This is a genomic window from Variovorax sp. OV700, from assembly GCF_900099805.1.
In the GTDB taxonomy this organism is placed as follows: domain Bacteria; phylum Pseudomonadota; class Gammaproteobacteria; order Burkholderiales; family Burkholderiaceae_C; genus Variovorax.
In genome coordinates, this window is sequence record NZ_FNDR01000006.1 from 37,526 (window position 1) to 64,404 (window position 26,879).

Annotated in this window: 23 protein-coding genes and 1 other RNA gene; 8 read left to right on the plus strand and 16 right to left on the minus strand. The window is 64.3% G+C overall.

Annotated features, from left to right (window positions below; translation table 11 throughout):
* Positions 1-252: 252 nt before the first annotated feature.
* Together xth and BLR24_RS15390 are read left to right on the plus strand one after the other, a co-directional pair.
* Positions 253-1,038 (plus strand): exodeoxyribonuclease III, encoded by a 786-nt coding sequence (gene xth, locus BLR24_RS15385; protein ID WP_093018347.1) that lies wholly within the window; start codon positions 253-255, stop codon positions 1,036-1,038.
* A gap of 5 nt (positions 1,039-1,043) precedes the next feature.
* Positions 1,044-1,550, plus strand: coding sequence for a hypothetical protein (locus BLR24_RS15390; RefSeq protein WP_254787323.1), 507 nt, complete (start codon positions 1,044-1,046; stop codon positions 1,548-1,550).
* A gap of 140 nt (positions 1,551-1,690) precedes the next feature.
* Here BLR24_RS15390 and ntrC read toward each other — a convergent pair whose 3' ends face one another.
* From ntrC to ompA, 16 genes are all read right to left on the minus strand, one after another.
* Complete coding sequence (gene ntrC, locus BLR24_RS15395; RefSeq protein ID WP_093018351.1) at positions 1,691-3,220, minus strand: nitrogen regulation protein NR(I); 1,530 nt, start codon at positions 3,218-3,220, stop codon at positions 1,691-1,693.
* A 23-nt stretch (positions 3,221-3,243) separates the two neighbouring features.
* A complete protein-coding gene (gene glnL / locus BLR24_RS15400) occupies positions 3,244-4,323 on the minus strand; it encodes a nitrogen regulation protein NR(II) (RefSeq protein WP_028260054.1) in 1,080 nt (359 codons plus the stop codon).
* Between the two features lie 3 nt (positions 4,324-4,326).
* A complete protein-coding gene (locus BLR24_RS15405; RefSeq protein ID WP_093018353.1) occupies positions 4,327-4,836 on the minus strand; it encodes a hypothetical protein in 510 nt (169 codons plus the stop codon).
* A 143-nt stretch (positions 4,837-4,979) separates the two neighbouring features.
* Complete coding sequence (gene glnA, locus BLR24_RS15410; protein WP_042582369.1) at positions 4,980-6,395, minus strand: type I glutamate--ammonia ligase; 1,416 nt, start codon at positions 6,393-6,395, stop codon at positions 4,980-4,982.
* A 146-nt stretch (positions 6,396-6,541) separates the two neighbouring features.
* Positions 6,542-7,342, minus strand: coding sequence for a competence/damage-inducible protein A (locus BLR24_RS15415; RefSeq protein WP_093018355.1), 801 nt, complete (start codon positions 7,340-7,342; stop codon positions 6,542-6,544).
* On the minus strand, positions 7,339-8,214 hold the full coding sequence (locus BLR24_RS15420; protein ID WP_093018357.1) for an EI24 domain-containing protein: 876 nt from the start codon (positions 8,212-8,214) through the stop codon (positions 7,339-7,341). Before BLR24_RS15420 ends, BLR24_RS15415 begins: the two co-directional genes overlap by 4 nt.
* A gap of 38 nt (positions 8,215-8,252) precedes the next feature.
* On the minus strand, positions 8,253-9,227 hold the full coding sequence (locus BLR24_RS15425; RefSeq protein ID WP_093018359.1) for a sterol desaturase family protein: 975 nt from the start codon (positions 9,225-9,227) through the stop codon (positions 8,253-8,255).
* Between the two features lie 10 nt (positions 9,228-9,237).
* Positions 9,238-10,068, minus strand: a complete 831-nt coding sequence (locus BLR24_RS15430; protein WP_254787326.1) for a polysaccharide deacetylase family protein — start codon at positions 10,066-10,068, stop codon at positions 9,238-9,240.
* Positions 10,052-11,059 (minus strand): YncE family protein, encoded by a 1,008-nt coding sequence (locus BLR24_RS15435; protein ID WP_093018361.1) that lies wholly within the window; start codon positions 11,057-11,059, stop codon positions 10,052-10,054. The genes BLR24_RS15430 and BLR24_RS15435 overlap by 17 nt, the downstream gene beginning before the upstream one ends.
* A 45-nt stretch (positions 11,060-11,104) precedes the next feature.
* Entirely contained in the window at positions 11,105-11,872 is a 768-nt protein-coding gene (locus BLR24_RS15440) for a pseudouridine synthase (protein ID WP_093018363.1), read from the minus strand.
* Between the two features lie 54 nt (positions 11,873-11,926).
* Positions 11,927-13,663, minus strand: coding sequence for a gamma-glutamyltransferase (gene ggt, locus BLR24_RS15445; protein ID WP_093018365.1), 1,737 nt, complete (start codon positions 13,661-13,663; stop codon positions 11,927-11,929).
* 50 nt (positions 13,664-13,713) lie between these two features.
* Positions 13,714-15,309: a methyltransferase regulatory domain-containing protein gene (locus BLR24_RS15450; RefSeq protein WP_175543280.1), complete on the minus strand. Its 1,596-nt coding sequence runs from the start codon at positions 15,307-15,309 to the stop codon at positions 13,714-13,716.
* A gap of 147 nt (positions 15,310-15,456) precedes the next feature.
* Positions 15,457-15,841, minus strand: a transfer-messenger RNA (tmRNA) gene (ssrA, locus tag BLR24_RS15455).
* A gap of 12 nt (positions 15,842-15,853) precedes the next feature.
* Entirely contained in the window at positions 15,854-16,522 is a 669-nt protein-coding gene (locus tag BLR24_RS15460) for an HAD family hydrolase (RefSeq protein ID WP_093018367.1), read from the minus strand.
* Positions 16,519-17,250 carry a bifunctional 2-polyprenyl-6-hydroxyphenol methylase/3-demethylubiquinol 3-O-methyltransferase UbiG gene (gene ubiG / locus BLR24_RS15465; protein ID WP_093018369.1) on the minus strand — a complete coding sequence of 244 codons (732 nt, stop codon included), beginning with the start codon at positions 17,248-17,250 and terminating at the stop codon, positions 16,519-16,521. Before ubiG ends, BLR24_RS15460 begins: the two co-directional genes overlap by 4 nt.
* A gap of 125 nt (positions 17,251-17,375) precedes the next feature.
* Entirely contained in the window at positions 17,376-18,032 is a 657-nt protein-coding gene (ompA, locus tag BLR24_RS15470) for an outer membrane protein OmpA (RefSeq protein WP_093018371.1), read from the minus strand.
* A 225-nt stretch (positions 18,033-18,257) separates the two neighbouring features.
* On the opposite strand from ompA, the gene gyrA reads away from it, so the two are divergent.
* From gyrA to BLR24_RS15500, 6 genes are all read left to right on the plus strand, one after another.
* Complete coding sequence (gene gyrA, locus BLR24_RS15475) at positions 18,258-20,903, plus strand: DNA gyrase subunit A (RefSeq protein ID WP_093018373.1); 2,646 nt, start codon at positions 18,258-18,260, stop codon at positions 20,901-20,903.
* On the plus strand, positions 20,900-21,490 hold the full coding sequence (locus tag BLR24_RS15480; RefSeq protein WP_093018375.1) for a DUF2059 domain-containing protein: 591 nt from the start codon (positions 20,900-20,902) through the stop codon (positions 21,488-21,490). Before gyrA ends, BLR24_RS15480 begins: the two co-directional genes overlap by 4 nt.
* Before the next feature lie 70 nt (positions 21,491-21,560).
* Positions 21,561-22,628: a 3-phosphoserine/phosphohydroxythreonine transaminase gene (serC, locus tag BLR24_RS15485; RefSeq protein ID WP_254787367.1), complete on the plus strand. Its 1,068-nt coding sequence runs from the start codon at positions 21,561-21,563 to the stop codon at positions 22,626-22,628.
* Positions 22,629-22,652: 24 nt separating this feature from the next.
* Positions 22,653-23,774, plus strand: coding sequence for a prephenate dehydratase (gene pheA / locus BLR24_RS15490; RefSeq protein ID WP_093018966.1), 1,122 nt, complete (start codon positions 22,653-22,655; stop codon positions 23,772-23,774).
* Between the two features lie 14 nt (positions 23,775-23,788).
* Complete coding sequence (locus BLR24_RS15495; protein WP_093018379.1) at positions 23,789-24,670, plus strand: prephenate dehydrogenase; 882 nt, start codon at positions 23,789-23,791, stop codon at positions 24,668-24,670.
* Between the two features lies 1 nt (position 24,671).
* A complete protein-coding gene (locus tag BLR24_RS15500) occupies positions 24,672-26,684 on the plus strand; it encodes a bifunctional 3-phosphoshikimate 1-carboxyvinyltransferase/cytidylate kinase (protein WP_093018381.1) in 2,013 nt (670 codons plus the stop codon).
* Positions 26,685-26,879: the final 195 nt, after the last annotated feature.

The following is a 26,879-nucleotide window of genomic DNA, read 5'->3' on the forward strand; positions in this document are numbered from 1 at the left end:
CCAAGATGGAGTTGCTGCCAGTTTGTCGGAGAGGACGTCGAGGCTTTGACGGAGTCGAACGCAATATCGGTTGCTGGCGAACACATTCTGAACGATGACCCTCGTAAGTCGTCGAATCTGTAGCATCGCGGACAAGTCATGCAGTGCTCAACTCGCCAGCAGATATTGCAGCAAATCTTTTCGGATACCCTACCGGGTACCGTCAGAAATAGAAAACAATTTTTCCTTTAATATCATATAGCTATAACTATTATGAAAATAGCCACCTGGAACGTCAACTCCCTCACTGCACGCCTGCAGCATGTGCTCGACTGGCTGATTGCCAACCCCGTGGACGTGCTGTGCCTGCAGGAGCTCAAGATGAGCGACGACAAGTTTCCTCTCGACGTGCTCAAGTCGGCTGGTTACGAGGCGGCCGTGTTCGGCCAGAAAACCTATAACGGCGTGGCCATCCTGAGCCTGGCGCCGATGCGCGACGTGGCAAGAAACATCGGCGGCTTTGCCGACGACCAGTCGCGCGTGATTGCCGCCACGATCGAAACGCCGACGGGTCCGCTGCGCGTGGTCAACGGCTACTTCGTCAACGGCCAGGCGCCCGGCACCGACAAGTTCGAATACAAGATGGGCTGGCTGCGCGCCTTGCGCGAATGGCTTCGCGCCGAAATGGCGGCACATCCGAACTTGGTCCTGCTGGGCGACTTCAACATCACGCCGGAAGACCGCGACAGTTTCGACCCGGTGGGCCTGAAGGAGACGATTCATCACACGACCGAAGAGCGCGACCATTTCAAGGCGCTCCTCCAACTGGGCTTGGCCGACAGCTTTCGCCTCTTCGAACAGCCCGAGAAAAGCTACTCGTGGTGGGACTACCGAATGCTCGGCTATCAGAAGAACCGCGGCTTGCGGATCGATCACATCCTGGTGAGCGAGCCGCTGGTGCCACGCGCTAAGGCTTGCATCATCGATCGCGTGCCGCGCAAGTGGGAAAAACCAAGTGACCACGCCCCCGTGGTGCTCGATCTCGACCAAGGCACCTGATGACCATGAACATGCGCACCCTTGCAATCCTTGCGGCGGCACTGGCGCTCGCCGCCTGTTCGGCACTCAAGCCGGCGGACAAGGCCGGCGACGGCAAGCCGGCCACTTCCGCACCTGACGAGGTGGCCAGCCCCAGAGCTGATGTCCCTACCGTTCGACTGATCACCGCGCAGACTCCCGCCGTGCGGGCCTATCGCAAGACCGGGGCACGCCAGATCTACAACGCCTATCCGCAGCGCATCTACAAGGGGAAGATTCCTCCGCTGGTCTACGCCGTCGTGGTGGTCGAGACCGACCTGGACGCCAACGGCAACGTGAAGAACGTGACGTTCAGCCGCGTGCCGAGCCATGCACCCGAGGTGCCACCCAAGATTGCGGAGCTCATCAAGGCGGCCTCGCCGCTGCCGAGCCCCGGGCGCCTTGGCGGGCATACGTACGTCGACACGTGGCTCTGGGACAAGAGCGGAAACTTCCAGCTGGACTCGCTGACTCTGGGCCAGCGAAGCCGATAACTAGGCTCGCCCCCAGTCTTCGCGCACTTCGTGTCGCTTCGCCAACCCCCTACCGGGGGCGATACCAGCGGCCCGGCAAAGCCGGTTCCGCGGTATCCCTGGCCTGGAAGGGAGGGCCAGCCGCCACCTGTGCGGCGGCTTTACTCGATCCCCAGTTCCTGGATCTTCCGGGTGATGGTGTTGCGGCCGATGCCCAGCTTCTGGGCGGCTTCGATTCGGCGGCCGCGGGTGTTGGCGAGGGCGGTGAGGATGAGCCGCGATTCGAAGCGGCGCGAGAGCACGTCCCAGACGTCGGTGCGGCCGGCTGCGAGCAGCGCCTGGGCTTCGATCTCGAGGCCGCTTTCCCAGCTGCTTGCGCCGACCAGGCCTTCGGCGGCTTCGGGCGCGGTGCTTGCCGGTGCCGTTTCACGTTCAGGGCTCGGTGACAACTGCGGCGCGGCTTGAGCCGGCGCTGCTGCAGTGGGGGCTGCGTCGGCAGGCTGCACCTGCGAGCTGGCGGCCGCGGCCATGACTTCGGGCGGCAGATCCTTGGCTTCGATCAGCTGCGCCGGGGCCATCACGGTCAGCCAATGGCAGATGTTTTCCAGCTGGCGCACGTTGCCCGGGAAGCTGAAGGCGGCGAGCCTCGCCAACGCGGCATCGGAAATGCGCTTGGGTTCGACGCCGAGCTGGCGCGCGCTCACCTGCAGGAAGTGGCGCGTGAGCGCGGGCACGTCTTCTCCGCGCTCGCGCAGGGCCGGCAGCCGAAGGCGGATCACGTTGAGGCGGTGGAACAAGTCTTCGCGGAAGCCGCCGAGCTTGACGCGCTGCTCCAGGTCCTGGTGCGTGGCCGCGATGACGCGCACGTTAGCCTTGACCGAGTTGTGGCCGCCAACGCGGTAGAAGTGCCCGTCGCTCAGCACGCGCAGCAGGCGCGTCTGCAGGTCGAATGGCATGTCGCCGATTTCGTCGAGAAAGAGCGTGCCGCCCTCGGCCTGTTCGAAGCGGCCGCGCCGCATGGTCTGGGCGCCGGTGAAGGCGCCGCGCTCATGGCCGAACAGTTCGCTCTCAAGCAGGTCCTTGGGGATGGCCGCGGTGTTGATGGCCACGAAGGGACCGTTGGCGCGGGGCGAATGCTTGTGCAGCGCGCGCGCCACCAGCTCCTTGCCCGAACCCGACTCGCCGGTGATGAGCACCGTGACGTTGCTTTGCGAGAGCCGGCCGATGGCGCGGAACACGTCCTGCATGGCCGGCGCCTGGCCCAGCATTTCAGGCGCAGCCACCATGCGCTCCTCCGCCACTTCCTCGCGCTGGCTTTCGTCGACGGCGCGGCGGATGAGCTCGACTGCGCGCGGCAGGTCGAAGGGTTTGGGCAAATATTCGAAGGCCCCGCCCTGGAACGCCGACACGGCGCTGTCCAGGTCGGAGAACGCCGTCATGATGATGACCGGCAGGCCGGGGTGCTTGGCCTTGATCTTGTCGAGCAGGTCGAGGCCGGAGCCGCCGGGCATGCGGATGTCGCTCACCAGGACCTGGGGGCCCTGCTGCTCGTCTTCGTCGGCGAGTTCGAGGGCGGCGAGCACCTCGCGCGTGTTGGTGAAACTGCGCGTGGGCAAGTCTTCGCGCAGCAAGGCCTTCTCGAGCACGAAGCGGATCGATTGGTCGTCATCAACTATCCAGATCGGCTTCATGCATCTCCTTGTTGCCGTGGCTGCTAGGGCAGCGGTATCAGTATCTTGAAATCGGTCCGGCCCGGGACGCTGTCGCACTCGATCACGCCGTGATGCTGTTGCACAAAGGTTTGTGCAAGCGTCAATCCAAGCCCTGTCCCGCCTTCCCGGCCCGATACGAGCGGATAGAAGATGCGGTCCTTGATCGTGTCCGGCACACCCGGTCCATTGTCGATGACATGCAATTCCAGTGCCAATCGATACCACTGCTTGTTGAATATCACCTGCCGGGCGATTCGCGTCCTGAAAGTGATCTGCGCATCGCCGGCCGCGCGGCGCTCGGCCAGGGCCTGCGCGGCGTTGTGCACGATGTTGAGCGTGGCCTGGATCAGCTGCTCGCGGTCGCCGCGGAATTCGGGAATCGAGGGATCGAAATCGCGCTCGATGTGCAGGTCGCGCGGAAACTCCGCCAGGATGACGGAGCGCACGCGCTCGCACACCTCGTGGATGTTCACGTCGCCCACCACGTGCGGGCGCCGGTGCGGCGCCAGCAGCCGGTCGACCAGCGTCTGCAGCCGATCGGCTTCATGGATGATGACTTGCGTGTACTCGATGAGGTCGCGCGATTCGACCTCCATCTGCAGCAATTGCGCGGCGCCGCGAATGCCGCCCAGCGGGTTCTTGATTTCGTGCGCAAGGTTGCGGATAAGCTCCTTGTTGGCCTGCGCCTGGTCGAGCAGGCGTTCTTCGCGGTCCTGGCGCACCTGCTGCTCGAGCGGCGACATCTCGATGATGAGTTCGCCCGTTTTGTCGCCTTGTGCCAGCGTGACCTGCACCGGCATCAGTTCGTGGTTGACCCGGCGCAAGAACGCCTCGTAGCGCAGCGTGGCGAAGTCGTTGCTGCGCGCGCCGTCGATAGCGGTGCGAAGAACGTGCGGCTCATGAAAGCAGGCACCGAACTGAGAGCCCTCGAGCGTGCGGCGCGACGTGCCCAGCGCGTCTTCGAGCGCCGCGTTGGCGAACAGCACCGAGCCGTTGGTGCTGACCACCGCAATCAGCGTCGACAACAGGTCGAAGGACTGAAAGCGCAGGCCGGCGCCAGTCGCCTTCTTCCCGAAAACCATGGCTTACTGCTTGACCGGCAGACGGCCAAGTTCGCGGCGGATGCCCGCGATGTCGCTCTCGTTGCGCGCCAGCTCGGCCTTCATTTCAGCCACGCGATCGAGGTATTTCTGGTAGTTGCGGCCTTCGCTGCCCTGCTTTTCGGGCTCGCCGTTGTTGTATTCCTTTTGCAGCTCCGCTTGGCGGGCCTCGGCCTTCTTCAGCTCGGACTCGAGCACCGAGCGGGCTTCGCCATCGCGGGCGCGCTGGTCGACGCCTTCGACACGCGGGCTGCCAGCCGGCGCACGCGCCGCGGCCTGCCCGGAACCGCTGCTCGCGGAACCGCCGCCCGAAGGCTTCGTGCCCTGCACGACGGTGACGTTGCCGCCTTCCAGGACCTTGCAGCCCTTTTGCTGCGCCACGGTCGCGTTGTTGGTGTATTCATTGCCGCAGCGCCATACGCGCTCCTGAGCCGACGCCGGCAAGGCGACGGCCAACAATGAACCAGCCAGGAAAATGAGGGAAGCAGTCTTCATGAGAATCGGTGGATGGCGCGACAAAGGCGCATTTTCCTGCAATTCGACGCCATCGGTGACAAGATGTTCCGCGTCAACGAAAAAGGACGGCCGCAGCCGTCCTTTTTGTCTTACTTAACCGTCAGGGGCTTGCGCCCACCGATTTAGAGTGAGTAGTACATGTCGAATTCGACCGGGTGGGTCGCCATGCGGAAGCGCGTGACTTCTTGCATCTTGAGCTCGATGTACGCGTCGATGTAGGCATCGGTGAACACGCCGCCCTTGGTCAGGAACGCACGGTCCTTGTCGAGGTATTCCAGAGCCTGGTCGAGGCTGTGGCAGACGGTCGGGATCAGCGCGTCTTCTTCCGGCGGCAGGTGGTACAGGTCCTTGCTGGCGGCTTCGCCCGGATGGATCTTGTTTTCCACGCCGTCGAGACCGGCCATCAGCAGTGCAGCAAAGCCGAGGTACGGGTTCATCAGCGGATCGGGGAAGCGCGCTTCGACGCGGCGGCCCTTGGGGTTGGCCACGAACGGGATGCGGATCGATGCCGAGCGGTTCTTGGCCGAGTAGGCCAGCTTCACCGGGGCTTCGAAGCCGGGCACCAGGCGCTTGTAGCTGTTGGTGCCGGGGTTCGTGATGGCGTTCAGGGCACGGGCGTGCTTGATGATGCCGCCGATGTAGTGCAGCGCGAAGTCCGAGAGACCTGCATAGCCGTCGCCGGCGAACAGGTTCTTGCCGTCCTTCCAGACCGACTGGTGCACGTGCATGCCGGAGCCGTTGTCACCGACGATGGGCTTGGGCATGAAGGTGGCGGTCTTGCCGTAGGCGTGGGCCACGTTGTGGATCACGTACTTCTGCAGCTGGACCCAGTCGGCGCGCTGGACCAGCGTGCTGAACTTGGTGCCGAGTTCCATCTGGCCGGCGTTGGCCACTTCATGGTGATGCACTTCGACCGGGATGCCGAGCGATTCGAGCACCAGGCACATTTCCGAGCGCATGTCCTGGAAGCTGTCGACCGGGGGAACTGGGAAGTAGCCACCCTTGACTGCCGGACGGTGGCCGGTGTTGCCGTGCTCGTATTCCTTGTCGGTGTTCCACGAAGCTTCTTCGGAGTCGATCTTCACGAAGCAGCCCGACATGTCGTTTTTCCAGCGGACGCCGTCGAACACGAAGAATTCGGGTTCCGGACCGAAGAAGGCGGTGTCGCCCAGGCCCGAAGCCTTCATGTACGCCTCGGCGCGCTTGGCGAGCGAACGCGGATCGCGCTCGTAGGCCTTGCCGTCGGCGGGGTCGATCACGTCGCAAGTCAGGATCAGCGTCGTTTCTTCGAAGAAGGGATCGATGTTGGCGGTGTTGGGATCGGGCATGAGCTGCATGTCCGAGGCTTCGATTCCCTTCCAGCCAGCGATGGACGAGCCGTCGAAAGCGTGGCCCGAGGTGAATTTGTCTTCATCGAAAGCCGAGACGGGCACGGTCACGTGCTGCTCTTTGCCGCGGGTGTCGGTGAAGCGGAAGTCGATGAACTTGACCTCGTTTTCCTTGACGAGCTTGAGTACATCGGCGACGGTCTTTGCCATCAGTTTCTCCTGAGTTGGATGGTGGTTAGGAATACAGAGACGAAGGATGCAGTTTCTGTGCCATTGTCGCCTCTTCGGAAGAGGCTCCGGCACGGGCGGCAAACCCCAAAAAAAGGCGAAAAATCACTACTTTGGTGCATTCGAAACTAACGCACCAATTCCGGGCCAAGCTTCGCATCATAGGCGTGCAGGCCTTCGATCAGCTGCGCATAGGCGGCTTCGAGGCGAACGGGATCGCCCTTGACCCCGAGTTCGATGTGGCGGCCGTATTCCGGATGGTCGACGCTGGGCAGGCTGAACACCTTGATGCCGGCGTGAGCCGCTTCGATGGCCTCCATCAGCGGCGTGAGCGTTGCTTCCATGGCGCCAAAGACGATGACCGACTTTTCGGCCGCCTGGCCGCTAGTGAACATGTGCGCGTAACGGCTGTCGAGCACAGACTCGATCATGGGCCACGCCATGACGGGAAAGCCCGGTACGAAGTGGACGTGATCGATGCTGAAGCCCGGAATTTTGTTGTACGGGTTGCGGATGATCGTGGCGCCCTGCGGAAACACGCCCATGTTGAGACGGTGGATGTTGTCGGGGCGGTCCGGCTCGTAGGCAATGCCCTGCTCGCGCGCGGTGTCCTGCATGCGCTCGCGGATCAGCAGCTCGGCCTCGGGATGCAGTTCGAGCGGCAACCGCAGGGCCTGTGCGGCGCATTGCCGCGTGTGATCGTCCGGCGTGGCGCCGATGCCGCCGGTCGAAAAGACGATGTCGCCCGAAGCAAAGGCCCGGCCGAGCGCCGCCGTGATGCGCGCTGGCACGTCGCCCACGTATTCGGCCCAGCCAAGCTGCAGGCCGCGCGCGGCGAGCAGTTCGATGACCTTGGGCATGTGCTTGTCGACACGCTTGCCTGAAAGAATTTCGTCGCCGACGACGATCAGTCCGAATGCGCGGGTCATGGGGATTTCCACTGAGAAAGTACGGCCTGGTCGGCCTCGAGGGCTGGTGCGCTGTCGGTAGAAGCGGCGGCGGCTCCGCGCTGTGCACGCAGCTGCGCCAGGGCATCGAGGCAATAGTGGCCGAACCAGAGCGCCGAAAACGCAAATACCAGCGTGTAGATCCAGATGGCAAGCGGCACCAGCACGAAGAAGGCGGCGGCAAACAGCAGGCCCGAGGCCCAGACGATGCTGGGTGCGGCCCCCAGGTACCCGCACAGCACGCCGATGCACAAAAGCGGCAGCCGGTGCGCACGCAGGATGGCGGCCCGCTCTTCGGGGCTCGCGTGCTCGGCCAGCGCATCGAAGCTCATCACGCGGTAGGTGAGCCAGCCCCAGATCAGCGGCGGCAGGACGAGCACAAGCGGAGGAATGAGCCAGAGCGGCATGGAAACCACGAGCGCCAACAGCGCCAGCACGGTCACGCCGAGCGAGCGCGCCACGCTGCCGAAGAAAGAGGCGCCCTTCTTGCGCTCCAGCGCGGGAAACCGGCGGTGGGCCACCAATGCCGTGAGCGGAGGCGCCATCAGGCCGGCCACGATCAGGAGCGAGACCACCACGATCAACGGCGTGGCGGCCACCACGACCACCAGCGGCGCCAGCACCGCCGTGACGTCGCCCGAAAAAAGCCGCCCGATCCAGCCCCAGAAGCTCGACAGCAGTGGCCAGGCGTCGAGCGCCTCGCGGGTCCATGCCACGGTGGCGTCCCAGAAAAAATAGCCGAATCCTGCGGCCAGCAGCACCATCAGGCCCAGGGGCAGCAGCGACAGCACGATCACGCGCGGCAGCATGCAATAGGCGACCGCGCGCCAGAAAGAGTCGAGGAGCAGGCGCATTGGGTGCGAAGGATAACCGGCTGGGTTGGGGCCGGCGCTCAGCCGCGGCCGACCATGCGCTTCAGGCCGAGCCATTGCTGCGCCCAGAAGCCGCTGCCGTAGTCGCGCAGCCTCCCGTCGGCGCCGGGCTCGACCTGGTCGCGGATGCCGGTCGGGTCGTAGCGCTCTTCGAAATTGGCAGTGCGAAAGAGCATGTCCCACCACGGCAGCAGCACGCCGAAGTTGTGCCCGCCCAAGGTGTGGGCGCCACGCGATTCATGGCCCAGGCCAATGCTGTGGTGCAGCCGATGAAAACGGGGGCTGATCCACAGCCGCTCGCCGAGGGCGCCGAAAGCAAGCTTCAGGTTCGCATGCTGCAGGCTTTCACTGAGCTGCGTGAAGGCCACGAAGGCGATGAATTGCCCGGGTGCCACGCCGATCAGCTGCGCGACGATGACGATCAGCGTGTCGTGCACGATGTCGTCGAGCAGGTGGTTGCGGTCGTCGCTCCACATGGTCATTTGGCGCTGCGAATGGTGCAGCGAATGCAGGCCCCACCACCAGTTGAACTGGTGCTGGCCGCGGTGGATCCAGTAGCCGACAAAGTCGAGCACCACGAGGTAGATCGCAAACGCGACCCATGGCACGTCGGTCACGCCGGGAAAGACTTCGTCCAGGTGAAAGGTGACAAACCCCGCAGTGCGCAGGCTCCCGATGGCTTCGTCGAACAGGGGCTCGAGCGTGAAGAACATCGCCAGCCTGAAGACGCCCAGGCGATGGATCAGCGTGTAGAGAACGTCGATGCGAATGGCGCGGCGGTCGGTGACCGGCTCAACGGCTCGCCAGCGCTGCAGCGGACCGATGACCGCAAGCAGCACCACCACCTGGATCAGCCCGACGAGCAGCCAACCAGTGGCGTCGAAGGCGTCTTCCGTCCATCCGCCAAGGCCGACCGCGAAGACCAGGGGCTGCACCACCGCCTCGAAGAACCAGGCCTGCAGCGCGGAAAATGCATCCGTCAACCAATCGATCACAGCAGCGGCCTCAGGGGTGGGATGCGATCCAGGCGCGGTATTGCGGATGCTGGCGCAGGGTCTCGAAGCAGAAGCCCTTGGCCTTGAGCCCAACGATCAGGGGCTCGAGATTGGCCGGCGCCCACGGATCCTTGCGCGACCAGATGCCCAGGTGCGCGACCAGGATGTCGCCGGGGCGGATGCTCTCCAGCGCCTGCGAAAGGAGCTTTTCGTTGCTGAATTTCTCACTCGGCAGTTCGTCGCCCAGGAACCCGGCAGGCGCCCAGCCCACATGCTCGAAGCCGCAGGCCTTGGCAGTCGCGAGCAGCCGGGGCGACGTCTTGCCGCCCGGCGCGCGGAACAATGGCAGTGGCTTTTTGCCGGTGATGAGGGCCAGCCGCTCGGACGCCTCGCCGATGTTGGCGCAGTACTCGGCCGCGGTCCAGGTGAACTCGCGGCCCGCGAACGCGCCTGCCGATGGCTTGATGCGAAAGCTTGGCTCCACTCCTTTGAGGTCGCCGCGCCAGTACGCATGGTCGTAGGTGTGGGAGGCGAACTCGTGGCCTTCGGCCGCCCTCGCCTTCCACCACGGGGCCCAGTGGCTATCGAGGCTGTCGCCGTCGGTCTGCGTGCGCTCGGCGGCAGCAAAGAAGGTGACGCGGACGTTCTGGCGCTTGAGCACGTCGGCCACCAGCGGCGCAACGCCCATGTGACCGGTGTCGAAGGTCAGGTAGACCGGCTTTTCGCAGGTCGCGCCTTGCTGCGCCCAGGCGCTGGGCGTGGCTGCACATGCGACTGCGAAAACGATGCCGGACAGCCCGCGGAGCCGGCTCGAACCCGCCCGCTCAGATTCTTTTCGCATGGTCCAGCGTCCAGACGCCGTGCGGCGAACGGCCGACATTGACCTGGCGCACAACCTTCTGGGTCGCCAGGTCGACCACGCTGAGCTTCTTGGCCCAGCGCGAGGTGACGTACAGGGTCTTGCCATCGGCCGACACGTCCATGCAGTCGGGACCGCCCGGCACGGGGTAGGTTGCGCTGACCTTGAGCGTCGCCAGGTCGATCCGGCTGATGGTGTTGGCCACCCGGTTGCTCACGAAGACGCTCTTGCCGTCGCCGGCCGCACGGAAGGCGTGCGCGCCCTTGCCGGTCGGGATCTTGCCGACCAGCTTGGGCTCGGCGCCCGCTACGTCGAACACCTGTACGCCGTCGCTGCCGGTGAGACCCACCAGCAGGGTCTTGTCGCCGTGCACGCCGAAAATGTCGGCCGGCATGGGCCCGGTGGCCATGCGCCAGCGGATGGTCTGCGTGGGCAGGTCGACGGCGATGAGCTCGTCGCTGTCCTGCATGGTCACGTAGGCGATGGTGCTGGTGGCGTCGATCCAGATGTGGCTGGGCGTCTTGCCGGTGGCAATGCGCTTGGCGAGCTTCGGGTCCTTGCCGTCCCAGCGGTAGACGTCGACGTGGTTGAGCCGGTTTCCGGCCGTGACGAACCACTTCATGTCGCGCGAGAACTGCAGCTGGTACGGATCGATGATGCCGTAAACCACGCGCTGCACTTCGGCGGTTTTGGGGTTGAGAAAAGTCAGCGAATCGCCCGCCGAATTGGCCACGATGACCGACTTTTCGTCCGGCGTCATGTAGATGTGGTGCGGCTCCTTGCCGGTGGCGATGCGCTGCTTTTCGGACCAGTCGGCGGGGTTGATCACGCTGACGCTGGCATCCAGCGAATTGAGCACGAAGATCGGCGGGACTTCGGGCGGCGCAGCGGTGGCGGCTTGCGCCGCCCAGACCGTCAGGCAGGAAAACAGGAAGGCCGCAAAGCGGCCGTTCGGTCGGGCAAGGGATCGCAAGGGAAAAGTTCCGGAAGAGTGCTGTCGATTATCAACGTCCGGACCCTACGGCTGGCTGACCGTCCCATTCCCGGTGGCCTTATCCGGTGTTTTTTCACGCAACGTGGCAACCTGCCCGGCATCGAGCCAGCGCCATTGGCCGGGCGCAAGGTCTGCGGGAAGTGCCAGCTGGCCGATGCGCGAGCGGTGCAACCCCTCGACCCGGTTGCCGACCGCGGCCAGCATGCGCTTGACCTGGTGGTATTTGCCCTCGGTGAGCGTCAGCCGCAGGTGCAGCGGGCTGTCCGATTCGCAGGCGGCCGCGCGCACGGGCTTGGGATCGTCGTCGAGTACCACGCCGGCCAACAGCTTGGCGATCTGCGCATCGTCCACCGGATGCTTGGCCGTGACCTCGTACACCTTGGGAACGTGGTGCTTGGGGGACCCCATCCGATGGATGAACTGGCCGTCGTCGGTCAGCAGCAGCAGCCCGGTCGTGTCCTGGTCGAGCCGGCCGATGGCCTGCACGCCCTGCACCGCGCCCTTGTTGGGCCGCAGCCGCAGCGGGGACGGCAGCAGCGTGTAGATGCTCGGGTAGGTCGAGGGCTTTTGCGAGCACTCGGTACCCGCCGGCTTGTGCAGCATCAGGTAGGCCTTCTCGTGGTACGCCCACTCAATGCCCTGGACCGTGAAGAGGAGGCCTTCGGGATCGAGATCGGCAAAGGGGTCGTTCACGACCTTGCCCGCGATGGTCACGAGACCCTGCTGGATCAGCCCCGCGCACACGCGCCGCGTGCCGAAGCCCTGGGAATAAAGAATGTCTTGCAGATGCATGGAAATGAAAAAGGCGGCCGCGCCAAAGTGGCGCGACCGCCCTAGTTTGCCGGATCAGTACCCGGCAGCCAGGCCGGTGTTGCGGCGGGGGTCGTTGGCGCCATAGAAGCGGTTGGCGCCGACAGGCTTGCCGCCCAGCGACGGCGCGCCGACGATGATCGCCGCCAGGTGGTTGGCTGGCTGCGGCACGCCCAGGTTGTGGCCCATGTCGGTCAGGATCTTGCGGGTGTCGGGGCTCAGCGCAAAGGTCTCGACATTGGTGACGTCGGGCAGCCATTGCTGGTGGAAGCGCGGCGCATCGACGGCTTCCTGCACGTTCATGCCGTAGTCGACCACGTTCAGGATGGTGTGCAGCACCGCCGTGATGATGCGGCTGCCGCCGGGCGTGCCGACCACGAACACCGGCTTGCCGTCCTTCGAGACGATGGTCGGGCTCATCGAGCTCAGCGGGCGCTTGCCCGGGGCAATGGCATTGGCCTCGCCCTGCACCAGGCCGTACATGTTGGGCATGCCGATCTTGGCGGTGAAGTCGTCCATCTCGTTGTTCAGCAGCACGCCGGTCTTGTCGGCCGTGACCTTGGCGCCGAACCAGTCGTTGAGCGTGTAGGTGACCGAGACCGCATTTCCCTGCTGGTCGGTGATCGAGTAGTGGGTGGTGTTGCTGCCTTCGTGCGGCGCGACGCCGGGCTTGATGTCCTTGGAGACGCCGGCCTTCTTGGGATCGATCGCGGCGCGGATCTTCTCGGCATAGCCCTTGTCGAGGAGGCGGTCGAGCGGGTTCTTCACGAAGTCCGGGTCGCCCAGGTAGCTGTTGCGGTCGACGTAGGCGTGGCGCATGGCCTCGATCTGGTAGTGCACCGACTCGGCCGAGCGGAAGCCCAGATCCTTGAGCGGATAGCCTTCGAGGATGTTGAGCATCTCGCAGATGATCACGCCACCCGAGCTTGGCGGCGGTGCCGACACCACGCGATAGCCGCGGTAGTCGCATTCGACCGGCGCCAGCTCGCGCGTCTTGTATTGGTCGAGGTCGGCCTGGGTGATGATGCCCTTCCCGGCTTGGCTCGACGCCACGATGGCCTGCCCGACCCAGCCCTTGTAGAAGCCGTCGACACCCTTGGCGCTGACGGCGCGCAACGTCTTGGCGAGGTCTTTCTGCACCAGCTTCTGGCCGACCGCGAAGGGCTCGCCCTTGTTCAGGAAGATCGCGCCGGAGACCGGGTCCTTCTTGAAATCGTTGGTGGCGGTGCGCAGCATGTCGATGTCGCCCTGCTCCAGCGCAAAGCCCTTCTCGGCCAGCTGGATAGAGGGGGCGATCAGGTCGGCGCGCTTCATGGTGCCGTACTTCTCGCGCGCGTATTCCATGCCCGACACGGAGCCGGGCACGCCCACGGCCAGGTGGCCGTTGGTGCTCAGGCCCTTGACGACGTTGCCGTCCTTGTCGAGGTACATGTTGGCAGTTGCGGCCAACGGGGCTTTCTCGCGGAAGTCGAGAAAAGTCTTGCGGCCATCGGCCAGCTGCACGGTCATGAAGCCGCCGCCCCCAAGATTGCCCGCTGCCGGGTACACCACCGCCAGCGCATAGCCCACGGCCACCGCCGCATCGACCGCGTTGCCGCCGCGCTTGAGCACGTCGACACCGACCTTGGTGGCTAGGTGCTGCGCACTCACCACCATGCCGTGTTCGGCAGCGACCGGCGCCTGCGAGGCGGCATTGGAAGCGCTTGCGGCCGCCAGTACGAGTGTGGCCGCCACCGCGGCGCGCAATGTTGGAGTCCAGTGGAGTTGCTGCATGGAGAAAGTCCCTCGTTGAGTTGGATGATGATGAAAGGAGATAGACCGCGTCATGCGACCAGCAGCGCCTTGCGCTGCAAATCGTCCAAGCCAAGCGCCACATGCTTCAGCGCGAGTTCCTTGATGGCCGAAGTTTCGGTCAGCGGCTTGTCGTTCTGAACGAATCTGAGGCGATCGGCAAGCACCTCGCCCACCAGATGGTCGGCCAGCATCTCGTGCGAATGCGCACCATCGAGAAGCGGCAACAGGCAACGCTCGAGCGCGGTGAGTTCCACGGAATCGTGCCATTGGTTGCAGACACTGGCCGAGTTTCCGGCCGACAACGCGAGACCGAGTGCGGTTCGAACCGACGGCAGGGCACGCGGCCGCGCCGATATCTCGACGGCGACCTGCACTGGTCCGCGCCGCATACGCACGGCGCCAAGAATAAGCAGTTCTTCGAGCATCGACAGCACGTGCGGCTCGACGGAAGTGCGCGCCTCACCCGTGACAGACACCACCGCGGCGACCAGCGCCTCGAACGACGTGCTGGCCGGGTAGCGGGAATCGAGCACCTGCGCCAAGGCCTTGTGCACCGGCAGGCGCAGCGTCACTGTGAGATTGCGCAGCGCCCTGCACGGCTGCTCACGTGCATCGAGGGTCAGAGCGCCGCCGTCCGCCGCCGCGAACACACCGGCGAATTCAAGTCCGCGAATGCGGGCGTGGTCGAGCCGGTAGCGGATGTCGCCGCCGCGGCCCTGCTTGACCAGCAAGGTCTGGCGAAAGGTGCGATTGACCAGAAAGTCGAGGTACTGTTCCATCAGGACCTGGCTTCCGCCGCACTCGCGCAGCAGCGGCTCGCGAACCTTTTCGCCGTAGTTCTGCACGAACATGGTCGAGGGCTCCGCGTCGGCCAGGTAGGCGAGGCCCTTGGCCTCGGCGCGCGCCGCAAACTCCTTGAAATAGCAGGGTGCGTTGCAGGGCTCGAGGAATTCGTGCAGCAGGTAGTAGCTGTTGGCACCACGCACGATAGGCATCGTTTCTTCGAGCGTTTTCTTGAGAACGCTGTCGGACCGAGCCGACTGCTCCAGAAATTCGAGCATGCCGCGCGCATATGACAGCTGTTCTTCCGGCGTGTCGCGCGGACCGCCCCGCAGGATCATTGCGTCGCGCACGATCTCCCTCGCCTTCCAGCCCGGGTACACGTTGTAGCTCACATAGGCGACGCCATCCGGTGCAAGGTTCTCGCAGCAGATGCGAAGAATCGCATCCTGTACCGGGCCCGGCACCCAGCTGTAGACCCCGTGGCAGACGATGTAGTCGAACTGGCCGAAAGATGCATCGATCTCCGCGAGGTCGAACACCCGCAGCTCCACATTCGGCAGTGCCGCGCGGGAAATCGCGCCTGTGCCTTGCTCCACCTGTACCTTCGACAAGTCGAGGCCGAGGGCGCTGGCCTCTGGATGGCGCGCGGCGAACGGAATCAGGTTGCCGCCTGCGGCGCAGCCAAGCTCCAGCACCCTCGCCCGGGCGGGAGCAGGCGTCTGGAGGCCGAACAGGAACGCGATGGCTTCGAGATGCTCGACCGCCGTTTGCGGGAACGGGTGCGATTCATAGGGCACCGCGTTGTAGTAGCGCGTGAGCGTCGAAGTCAGTGAATCGGGCACGGCGTCCTTTTTTTGGCGGATCGAGCTGGCCAGCTGCGCCCTTTGCGAGAAAGCGCAACGGTGATGGCGTGACAGCGCCCGGTGACTATAGCCGTGCGTCCGGGCAAAAAAAAGCCAACCTGCCGCAGGTTGGCTTTTTTTGATGGATGGTGGAGCTGGGGGGATTTGAACCCCCGTCCGCAAGCCTTCTTCGCGCAGTTCTACATGTTTAGTGATCTGATTTGAGTCTCGCTTCCGGAGTCGCGCAGTCACACGCTAAACCGGACGCCAGCACCCTATTTTCTCGCCCCGACCCAAGGTACACGGATCGGAGCCAGCCCATGTAATTATCCTTGCAGCCGGGAGGTCAGGATTGCTCCAGACCCCCTTGCCCAGCCCATCGGCCAACTGTTGCAAGGCTCACTGGCAATTAAGCAGCGAGTGCGAAACGTTCGTCGTTTGCAGTTAGTTTGTTTGAATCTGTTTTACGAGCGCATTCAGCTCGACATGCCCCGCTGCGATTCCGAACCCACGTCGAAACCAGTGCAGCCCCAAGCCAACCATTTTAGGCCTTATTCAGCAAATGCAAGAGCTCCAGGGGCGCAGCGATCGAAGCATCTGCGTTCCAGAGTGTCACATCGGCCTGCGGGCCCATGTAGCCATAGGTAGCCGCGATGGTTCGCATGCCCGCGGCACGGCCGGCGACGATGTCGCGCTCGTCGTCTCCCACGTACACGCATGCGCTGGACGGCACGCCCATCCGCCGCGCCGCTTCGTGCAAGGGCTCGGGGTGCGGCTTGGAATACGGCGTCGTATCGCCGCTCACGATGGCGCCCGCGCTGCTGAAAAGCGGAATGGCGCGCGTCAACGGATCGGTAAAGCGCGCCGACTTGTTGGTGACCACACCCCAGGCCAACCCACGTGTGCAGATGGCGTCGATGAGCGCCTGCACTCCGTCGAACACGTGCGTATTGAGCAGCATTCGGTTCTCGTAGGCCACGAAGAATTCTTCGCGCAGTGCGGGGAACTCCGGTGCATCGGGCGCGATGCCGAACGCCACGCCGAGCATGCCCCGTGCGCCAGCTCCGGCCATGAACCGATAGCGCTCCAGCGGATACGACTCGAGGCCGCGATCGGTACGCATCTTGTCGGCTGCGGCGCCGAGATCGGGTGCGCTGTCGATCAGCGTGCCGTCCAGATCGAACAGCACGGCTTTTACTGCTCCGGCCGTCACGCTTGCGAACCCGTCGTCGAGGCCGGCTTTTGCGTAGCGAACATGTAGTTGACGCTGGTGTCGGCGCTGAGCCAGTAGCGGCGCGTCAACGGGTTGTGTTCCATCCCCCGCGTGTGGCGCAGGTCAAGGCCGGCTGCGCGGCAGTGGGCCGCCAGCTCGCTGGGCCGGATCAGCTTGGCGTATTCGTGGGTGCCGCGGGGCAGCATGCCCAGAACGTATTCGGCACCGACGATGGCCAGCATGAACGACTTGAGGTTGCGGTTGATCGTCGAAAAGAAGACCCAGCCACCCGGCTTCACGAGCGTTGCGCAAGCCTGGACGATGGAAGCGGGCTCGGGCACGTGCTCGAGCATTTCCATGCAGGTCACGACGTCGAAACTGCCAGGCTGCTCCGCGGCGAGCGCCTCGGCACTGACTTCACGGTATTTGACGCCGCTCGTGCCGGCTTCGAGCGCGTGCAGCCTCGCCACCTTGAGCGCCTTGCTCGCCAGATCGATGCCAAGCACCTCGGCGCCTTTTCGGGCCATCGAATCGGCGAGGATGCCTCCGCCACAACCGATATCGAGCACCTTGCGCTGTGAAATGGGCGCAATACCGTCAATCCATTCCAGTCGCAGCGGATTGATTTCATGGAGCGGACGGAATTCACTGTCCAAATCCCACCACCGATGGGCTAGTTCCGAAAACTTGGCGAGTTCCGCGGGATCGGCATTCACGTTATCTGTCATGCCACGATTATGAAACGGAGAATGCACCGGCGGACATGAGTGGGCACTTGACGCGTATCAGAAGGAATTCGACAGGCATAAAAAAACCCCGCCGAGGCGGGGTTTTTTTCAGCGATTCAATCGAATCACTTGTTGGCGCGGGTGCCGACCACTTCGATTTCCACGCGGCGGTTCTTGGCGCGGCCTTCTTTGGTCTTGTTGTCAGCCACAGGCTGCTTCTCGCCCTTGCCTTCGGTGTAGACGCGGTTGCGTTCGATGCCCTTCGAGACCAGGAAGGCCTTGACGGCTTCGGCGCGGCGCACCGACAGACGCTGGTTGTAGGCGTCCGAACCGATCGAGTCGGTGTGGCCCACAGCGATGATCACTTCGAGGTTGACGTCACGGATCTTCGAGACCAGGTCGGTCAGCTTTGCGCGACCTTCAGGCTTCAGAACCGACTTGTCGAAGTCGAAGAATGCGTCAGCAGCGAAGGTCACCTTCGAAGCGGCGACTTGCGGTGCGGGCGCGGGAGCGGCCGGTGCGCCCGGAACGGGAGCAACTGCAGCCGGAGCTGCTGCAACCAGAGCACCGTCGCAACCAGCGGCGGCAGTAGCCGGCGTCCAGTTGGCATCGCGCCAGCACAGTTCGTTCGTGCCGTTCTTCCAAACCAGTTCGCCGGTGCCGTTTTGCCAGTTGTCGATCGTAGGACCGCCATTCGCAGCGGTGACACGGGTCTGCGCGCCGGCGGCAGTGGCGAGCGCAGCGACTGCAAACATCATCGCCACTTTATTCAGTTTCTTCATGGTTCTCCTCTTGGGGAAAAAGCCGCAGCCGCGCTGCGAATCAAGGACGCTTTAAGTGACCACCACCCAAAACGTTGAGGCGATTGTGCCATAGGGTCTTTGGCAAACAGGCCGCTGGACGGCCCGGAAGCGTAGGACGGAGGCGGAATAGCCGCCTTGTGTTGCGGCGGTGCGACACCCCTCACAGCGTAAAATTTCGCCTTCCTGCCGCCAGCCTCTCGCTCAATGACCTCCTTCGCCAAAGAAACCCTGCCCATCAGTCTCGAAGAGGAAATGCGCAGCAGCTATCTCGATTACGCCATGAGCGTGATCGTTGGCCGGGCGCTTCCCGATGCACGCGATGGCCTCAAGCCCGTGCACCGGCGCGTGCTGTTTGCCATGCACGAACTCAACAACGACTGGAACCGGGCCTACAAGAAGTCCGCCCGTATCGTGGGCGACGTGATCGGCAAGTACCACCCGCACGGTGACCAGTCGGTCTACGACACCATCGTGCGGCTGGCGCAGGACTTTTCCATGCGTCATATGCTGGTCGACGGCCAAGGCAACTTCGGGTCGGTGGACGGAGACAACGCGGCCGCAATGCGGTATACGGAAATCCGGCTCGCCAAAATTGCGCACGAAATGCTGGGCGATATCGACAAGGAAACTGTCGATTTCCAAGACAATTACGACGGTTCGGAAAAAGAGCCCAAGGTCTTGCCGAGCAAACTGCCCAATTTGCTGGTGAATGGCTCCGGCGGTATTGCAGTGGGCATGGCCACCAATATTCCACCGCACAATCTCAATGAAGTGGTGGACGCCTGCCTGCACTTGCTGCGCAATCCGGAGGCCTCCATCGACGAGTTGATGGAAATCGTGCCGGCGCCCGACTTCCCCACCGCCGGCATCATTTACGGCATCAATGGCGTCCGGGACGGCTACCGCACGGGCCGCGGCAAGGTCGTGATGCGCGCCAAGTGCCACTTCGAGGACATCGACCGTGGCCAGCGCCAGGCGATCATCGTCGACGAGCTCCCCTACCAGGTCAACAAGAAGACGCTGCAGGAGCGCATGGCCGAGCTGGTGCACGAAAAGAAGATCGAAGGCATCAGCCACATCCAGGACGAGTCCGACAAGTCGGGTATGCGCCTGGTGATCGAGCTCAAGCGCGGCGAAGTGCCCGAGGTGGTGCTCAACAACCTCTATAAGCAGACGCAGCTGCAAGACACCTTCGGCATCAACATGGTGGCGCTGGTCGATGGCCAGCCCAAGCTGTGCAATCTGAAGGACCTGATCCAGGTCTTCCTGCAGCACCGCCGCGAAGTGGTTACGCGCCGCACCGTCTTCACCCTGCGCAAGGCCCGCGAACGCGGCCACGTACTCGAAGGCCTCGCGGTGGCGCTGGCCAACATCGACGATTTCATTTCGATCATCCGCAACGCCCCGACGCCGCCGGTCGCCAAGGCCGAACTGATGACCCGCAGCTGGGACAGCAAGCTGGTGCGCGAAATGCTCACGCGTTCACGCGCCGATGGCGGCGTGGTCAATGCCGACGACTACCGCCCCGACGGCCTGGAGCGCGAGTTCGGCATGGGTTCGGACGGTCTCTATCGCCTGTCGGAAACCCAGGCCCAAGAAATCCTTCAGATGCGCCTGCAGCGCCTGACCGGTCTCGAGCAGGACAAGATCGTTGCCGAGTACAAGGAAGTCATGGCAGAGATCGACGACCTGCTCGACATCCTGGCCAAGCCCGAGCGTGTTTCGGTCATCATCGGCGACGAACTCGGCACCATCAAGCAGGAGTTCGGCCAATCGAAGCTCGGCGCGCGCCGCAGCCTTGTCGAGCACAGCGCCTTCGATCTCTCGACCGAAGACCTGATCACCCCGACCGACATGGTGGTGACGCTCTCGCACAGCGGTTACATCAAGAGCCAGCCGCTCCACGAATACCGGGCGCAAAAACGCGGCGGGCGCGGCAAGCAGGCCACGGTCACCAAGGAAGACGACTGGATCGACCAGCTCTTCATTGCAAACACGCACGACTACATCCTGTGCTTCTCCAACCGGGGCCGGCTCTACTGGCTCAAGGTGTGGGAAGTGCCGGCGGGATCGCGCGGATCGCGCGGCCGCCCGATCGTCAACATGTTCCCGCTGCAGGAAGGCGAGAAGATCAACGTCGCGCTCGCCCTGACCGGCGAGAAGCGCACCTTCCCGGCCGACCAGTATGTGTTCATGGCAACCTCCATGGGCACGGTCAAGAAGACCACCCTCGACGAGTTCAACAACCCCCGCAAGGGCGGCATCATCGCGGTGAACCTCGACGAGGGCGACTACCTCATCGGCGCCGCACTCACCGATGGCAAGCACGACGTGATGCTGTTCAGCGACGGCGGCAAGGCGGTGCGCTTCGACGAAGAGGACGTGCGTCCGCTGGGCCGCAATGCACGCGGCGTGCGCGGCATGTCGCTCGACCCGGGCCAAGGCGTAATTGCCATGCTGGTGGCCGAGGACGAGCAGCAGAGCGTGCTCACCGCCACCGAAAATGGTTACGGAAAGCGCACAAGCATTACCGAGTACACCCGTCATGGCCGGGGAACCAAAGGCATGATTGCGATTCAACAGAGCGAGCGCAACGGCAAAGTCGTTGCCGCCACCCTCGTGCATGCGGACGATGAGATCATGCTCATCACCGACAAGGGCGTGCTAGTGCGCACCCGGGTTGCCGAGATTCGCGAACTGGGTCGCGCGACGCAAGGCGTCACGCTGATCGGGCTCGACGAAGGCGCCAAACTCAGCGGGCTACAGCGAATCGTCGAAAACGACGCCAACGGCGAGACCGAGCCGGGCGCAGACGATACTTCCACATCTTCAACGGAGAACCCTCAGTGAAAAAATTCAAGCTCGCACTTCTGACTGTCGCCCTGGCTGGCAGCTCGATGGCCGCCATGGCGCAGGACAAAGCCGCGCTTATCAAGCAGTTCGTGGACGTGCAACGCCCCGGCATCGAATCCCTCGCACGCGGCCTGGTCGAGCAATCGAGCGCGCCCATCGCGCAGGCTGGTTCGCAATACCTGCAAACGCAAGTGCCCGAAGCCAAGCGCGAGTCGGCTGCCAAGGCCGCCGACGCCGAACTGAAGAAGTACTTCGACGAGGCCTATCCGATCGTGCGCGACAAGGCCGTGCAGCTGGCACCGGGCGCCCTCACCCCGCTGCTCGAGCAGAACTTCAGCGAAGAAGAGCTCAAGCAATTGCTGGCCTGGATCAACTCGCCGCTCAGCAAGAAGTACCAGGACCTGAATCCGAAGATGCAGACCGCCCTGACCGAAAAGCTCGTGACCGAAACGCGCGGAACCATCGAACCCAAGATGCGCGCACTCGACGAAAACGTGGCCAAGGCGCTGGGTGCTCCGACCGGCGGCTCGCAACAAGGCGCCGCTCCCGCCAAGGCCCCAGCCAAGGCTCCCGCCAAGAAGTGACGTGACACAACAGCAGCAGCCCAAGCTCGCCGGCACACGCCCGTACAACTTTTCCGCAGGTCCGGCTGCCATGCCGGAGGCGGTGCTACAACGCGCCGCCTCCGAAATGCTCGACTGGCAAGGCAGCGGAATGAGCGTGATGGAAATGAGCCATCGCGGCAAGGAATTCGGCGCCATCTGCACCCAGGCCGAAGCCGACATCCGCACGCTGCTGGCTGTGCCCGAGAATTTCCACATCCTCTTCATGCAGGGTGGCGGGCTCGGTGAGAACGCCATCGTGCCGATGAACCTGTCGCGCGGCAAAGCCGCCGACTTCGTCATCACCGGCAGCTGGAGCATCAAGTCGCAAAAGGAAGCCCAGCGCTATTGCACGGCGAACATCGCCGCCAGCAACGCCGGCGACAATCACACGCGGCTGCCCGACCCATCGACCTGGCGACTCGCGCAAGATGCCTCGTACGTGCACCTGTGCACCAACGAGACCATCAACGGCATCGAGTTTCATCAGCTGCCCGACCTCGCAGCCCTTGGCAGCAATGCGCCGCTGGTCATTGACTTTTCGTCGCACGTGGCCTCGCGCAGCGTCGACTGGCGCCGCGTCGGCCTGGCATTCGGCGGGGCGCAGAAGAACCTCGGCCCGGCCGGACTCACGCTCGTGATCGTGCGGGACGACCTGCTCGGTCATGCGCTCGAAATCTGCCCCAGCGCGTTCAACTACAAGATCGTTGCGGACAACAAGTCCATGTACAACACCCCGCCGACCTGGGGCATCTACATGGCGGGGCTCACATTCCAATGGCTGCTACAGCAGACCGAAGGCACGCTCACTGGCGTGGCCGCCATGGAGCAACGCAACATCGCCAAGGCGAAGCTGCTGTACGACTACATCGATGGCTCTTCGTTCTACGTCAACAAGATCGACCCGGGTTGCCGCTCGCGCATGAACGTACCCTTCTTCCTCTCTGACGAGAGCCGGAATGACGCCTTCCTGGCCAGCGCGCGCGAGGCCGGGCTGCTGCAGCTCAAGGGCCACAAGTCGGTCGGAGGCATGCGCGCGAGCATCTACAACGCCATGCCGCTGGAAGGCGTACAGGCACTTGTGGGCTACATGCGAGAATTCGAGCGATCGCATGCCTAGGCGCATGCCCTGTTGCTCGCACCGATGACCGCCTCCGCTCCAACTCCGCCCTCCTCCCCCGACAACTCCGAGAGCCTTGCCGGTCTGCGCGTGCAGATCGATTCGCTCGACCAGCAATTGCTCAGCCTGCTCAATGAGCGGGCCCACGTGGCAGAGCTGGTCGGCGAGGTCAAGAAGCGCGAAGGTACGCCGTATTTCCGCCCCGACCGCGTCGCCCAAGTCATCGAGAAGATGCAAAAGAGCAATGCGGGCCCGCTCAAGGACCTGCACGTGGCGGCCATCTGGCGCGAGATCATGTCGGCCTGCCTGGCGCTCGAATCGCCCCAGCGCGTGGCAGTGCTGGGCCCCGAGGGCACCTTCTGCGAACAAGCCGCCATCGAATACTTTGGCGGCGCCGCCGACCTGATCTACTGCGCCAGCTTCGACGAGGTGTTTCACGCCACCGCGGCCGGCAGCGCCCAATACGGCGTGGTGGGCGTCGAAAACTCGACCGAAGGCGTGGTGACGCGTTCGCTCGACCTGTTTCTGCATTCGCCCACCCACGTGGTTGGCGAAGTCAGCCTGCTGGTGCGCCACCATTTGCTGCGCAGCAGCAATACGCTCGACGGCGTCGAGGCGGTGCTGGCCCATCCGCAGGCGCTGGCCCAGTGCCAGACCTGGCTGTCCAAGCACCTGCCCAACGCCGAGCGGCGCGCCGTCTCGAGCAATGCCGAAGGCGCGCGGCTCGCGGCCACCAACCCGGCCTGGGCCGCGCTGGCCGGCGAACGTGCCGCCACCCGATTCGGCCTGCACATCGTTGCGCACGCCATCCAGGACGACTCCTACAACCGCACCCGCTTCTCGGTCATCTGCCTACCCCAGACGCTGGCCATGCCGCCGGCATCCGGGCGCGATTGCACGAGCCTGATCGTCTCCGTGCCCAACCGCCCCGGCGCAGTGCACGACCTGCTGGTGCCGCTGAAGGTCAACAACGTATCCATGACCCGCTTCGAGTCGCGGCCCGCGCGCACCGGCCAGTGGGAGTACTACTTCTACATCGACCTGGACGGCCATCCCTCGCAGCCCAACGTGGCTGCGGCCCTGGCCGAGCTTCGCGGCCTCTGCGCGTTCTACAAGGTGCTTGGCGCCTACCCCGTCAAAGCCTGAGCCGGACAAGCACCATGTTCGAGCAATTGGGATTGATCGGCTGCGGCCTCATGGGCGGCTCCTTTGCGCTTGCGCTCAAGCGCGCAAAACTCGTAAAACGCGTGGTCGGCTACAGCAAGTCGCCCTCCACCACGGAGCGGGCGCGCCAGCTCGGCGTGATCGACGTGGTGGCGCCTTCCGCGCTGCTGGCGGTCTCGGGCTCCGACCTGGTCCTGCTGGCCGTGCCGGTGGCGGCCTCGGAAGCCACCTTCAAGGCCATTCGCCACGGCATTTCGAACGACACGCTCGTGATGGACGTGGGTTCGACCAAGGGCGACGTGATCGAAGCCGCGCGCAACGGCCTGCAGGACCAGTTCGCTCACTTCGTTCCGGCACACCCAATTGCCGGCAAGGAAGTGTCGGGCATCGAGCACGCCGAGGCGTCGCTCTACGCCGGCCGCAAGGTCGTGCTGACCCCCGTCAAGGCCACGCTGCGCTCCAATGTGCAGCGTGCCTCGCAAGTCTGGAGCGGCATTGGCGCCAACGTCGTCACCATGACGCACGAGGAACACGACAGCGCCTTCGCGGCCGTGAGCCACCTGCCGCACCTCCTGGCGTTCGCTTACATCAACGCCCTTGTCGCGCAGCCGCAGGGCGACCGCTTCCTGGGCCTTGCCGGTCCGGGCTTTCGCGACTTTTCGCGCATTGCGGCCAGCGATCCGGTGATGTGGCGGGACGTGCTGCTTGCCAACCGCGAGCAGGTGCTATTGCAATCGCAGGCCTTCCGTAAGGCGCTGCTGGAACTCGAGGCGCTGATGGCGGCCACCGACACGCAGGCGCTGGAGCATGCGATTGCCGCCGCCAGCAAGGTCCGCGCCGCCTGGCATTCCAACACCGACGCCTCGCAGGACGCCTGACATGTTCTCGACGGCCTTCCTGGACATTCCCCCGCTCGCAGCGGCTTCGGGCACCGTTCGGCTACCCGGCTCCAAGAGCATCTCGAACCGCGTGCTGCTGCTGGCGGCGCTGGCGAGCGGCACCACCACCATCCACGACCTGCTCGACTCGGACGACACCCGCGTGATGCTCGATGCGCTGCGCGCGCTTGGCTGCGGCATCGACGCAGCGGGCAACACGCTGCGCATCACCGGCCTGGGCGGTCAGTTGAAGCCGGGCGGACCGCTGCTGCCGCTCTTCCTTGGCAATGCCGGCACCGCGATGCGTCCGCTGACCGCCGCCCTGTCGCTGCTGGGCGGCGAGTTCGAACTGAGCGGCGTGCCGCGCATGCACGAACGGCCAATCGGCGATCTGGTCGATGCGCTGACCCAGCTCGGCTGCCAGATCGACTATCTGGGCAACCCCGGCTATCCGCCCCTGCGCATCCGGCCGGTTGATCACAGCGCGCTGGCGCTGGACACGCCGATTCGCGTGCGCGGCGACGTGTCGAGCCAGTTCTTGACGGCCTTGCTGCTGGCCTTACCTCTGGCAGCCCGCAAAGACATCGTCATCGAGGTGGTCGGCGAGCTAATCTCCAAGCCCTACATCGAGATCACGCTGAACCTGCTGGCGCGCTTCGGCATCACGGTGCGGCGCGACGGCTGGGAGCGCTTCACCATTCCCGCCGGCAGCCGCTACAGCTCGCCGGGCGACATCCACGTCGAGGCCGATGCCTCCTCTGCCAGCTATTTCATCGCGCTGGGTGCCATTGCCACGGTCGCTGGCAGCCAGAAGGGCATCCGCATCGAAGGCGTGGGCGCCGATTCGATCCAGGGCGACATCCGGTTCATCGACGCGGCGCGGCAGATGGGCGCAGAGGTCGACAGCGGGCCCAACTGGCTCGAAGTGCGCCGCGGCGCCTGGCCGCTCAAGGCCATCGACCTCGACGCCAACCACATTCCCGATGCCGCGATGACGCTGGCCGTCATGGCGCTGTATGCCGACGGTCCGAGCACACTGCGCAACATCGCCAGCTGGCGCGTCAAGGAAACCGACCGCATCGACGCCATGGCCAATGAGCTCAAAAAACTCGGCGCCACGGTCGAATCCGGCCCCGATTTCATCCGGGTACATCCGCTCGCGCCGACCGACTGGCGGCCGGCCAGCATCCGCACGTATGACGACCACCGCGTGGCGATGTGTTTCTCGCTCGCGGCATTCAATCCGGCCCGGGTGCCGGTGCGCATTCTCGAGCCCCACTGCGTCGCCAAGACCTTTCCGGACTACTTCGAAACCCTGTTTTCGGTGGCCGAGGCGCACGAGGTCCCGGTGATCTGCATCGATGGCCCCACCGCCTCGGGCAAGGGCACGCTCGCCGCCGAAGTGGCCCGCCTGCTCGGCTACCACTACCTCGATTCGGGCTCGCTCTACCGCGTGACCGGCCTGGCCATGCGGCGCACCGGGCTCAGCGCCGACCCCCAGCACGAGGCGCAGATTGCCACCCTGGCAGCGTCCCTGCCCCTGCACTTCACCGAAGGCAAGGTTCTGCTGGCCGGCGAAGACGTGAGCGACGACATCCGCACCGAAGCCGCCGGCATGGACGCCTCGCGCGTCTCCACGCTGCCCGCGGTGCGCGCGGCGCTTTTGGCGCTGCAGCAGCGCTTTCGGCAGCTTCCGGGCCTGGTGGCCGACGGCCGAGACATGGGCACCGTGATCTTCCCCGACGCGGCACTGAAAGTCTTCCTGACGGCCAGCGCCGCCCAGAGGGCGGAACGCCGGCATAAGCAGTTGATTTCAAAGGGTATTTCGACTACACTTGACAGTCTTCGCTCCGACTTGGAAGCACGCGACGCCAGGGACTCGTCCCGCAGCGTCGCTCCCCTCAAGCCGGCGCAGGATGCCCGCCACCTCGACAACTCCCAGCTGTCCATCGAGCAATCGATCGACCAGGTGTTGAACTGGTGGCAGGAGATTCAGCCGTTCAAGCCCGCTTGAGCGGATTGAAGTTACAGCCTTTCAGGTCCGCCCGAAAGGCTCGCGCCAACCGGATTCCGGGGTAGCGCATACCGCTCCAGCAGGCTCCTCTCGCGCGACAGCGCACCGGCCTGCTGGTTGTTCAACCAACCGGGCACCAGCCCACAAAACCGCCGTCTCCAGACCCACAGCAGCCGCACGCAATTTCGCAAGAGC